The following is a 1,011-nucleotide window of genomic DNA, read 5'->3' as shown; positions in this document are numbered from 1 at the left end:
TGAGGTGATCTCAGGGAAATAATTCGGACGATGAGGGATGTTCGGGACGGCGGCGGTGGCGTTTCGGGCCTTTCGGGAGGAGTCGTCGAAGGCCGGAGAGAGACGTGGAGCCTCCGGTAGATGAGTTCTCACCACAAGAAAGCACAACCGCCGAAAGGCTCCACGTGATTGCTCATCGTGCCATGCTCGACGTTTCCCGCGCGCTGGTTCACCACGTTGCCCGGTCACTGCGGGACAAACGACGGCGGGTGGGCACTCCCAAGGGCAGCCGTGCTCTGACCCCGTTCTGGCAGGCGGTGCTGATCCTGCGCTGGTTCCGAGGCGAGCGCGACATCCCCAAGCTCGGCCGCGATCACCGCGTCTCCCGCGCCACGGCCTACCGCTACATCGCCGAAGGGGTCGACGTCCTCGCAGCTCAAGCCCCTGATCTGCACGATGCGCTGAACCGTGCCCATGCCGACGGGCTGGCCTACGTGATCCTCGACGGCACTCTGATCCCCATCGACCGCTGTGCCGAGCAGACCCTCAGCGTCAAGGGCGAATCCATCGACGCCTGGTACGCCGGCAAGGCCCACCAGCACGCCGGCAACCTTCAGGCCGTGTCGGCACCCAGCGGTCTGCCTCTGTGGATCGGTGAGGTCGAGCCCGGCTCGGTGCACGATCTGACCGCCGCTCGCACGCACGTGCTGGGCGCGCTGTACGCCGCTGCCGCAGTCGGCCTGCCCACCCTTGCCGACAGCGGCTACGAGGGCGCCGGAATCGGCGTTCACACGCCCATCAAACAACCCGAGGGAAACCAGATTCTCAGCCCGGACAACCGCACCTACAACCGGCTTCTACGAGCCCTGCGCTGCCTCGGCGAACGCGGGTTCGCCCTGCTCAAAGGCCGCTGGCGGACCCTTCAGCACATCACCGTCAGCCCCAGCCGAATCGGCGACATCGCTCGCGCAGCGCTTGTCCTCACCCATTTCGAGCACGACTACCTACCGGCAATTGATTGAGATCACGTCA

Annotated in this window: 1 protein-coding gene; it reads left to right on the top strand. The window is 65.6% G+C overall.

Going from position 1 to position 1,011, the window contains the following annotated elements; translation table 11 throughout:
• The first annotated feature begins 164 nt into the window (after nt 1-164).
• Complete coding sequence (locus tag ACGFJ2_RS59320; RefSeq protein ID WP_393484320.1) at nt 165-1,001, top strand: transposase family protein; 837 nt, start codon at nt 165-167, stop codon at nt 999-1,001.
• The last annotated feature ends 10 nt before the right edge of the window (nt 1,002-1,011 follow it).

It is taken from the genome of Nonomuraea sp. NPDC049028, assembly GCF_043197735.1.
In the GTDB taxonomy this organism is placed as follows: domain Bacteria; phylum Actinomycetota; class Actinomycetes; order Streptosporangiales; family Streptosporangiaceae; genus Nonomuraea.
The sequence above is the reverse complement of the archived record's forward strand: the minus strand, read 5'-3'. Positions and strand labels throughout refer to the sequence as shown.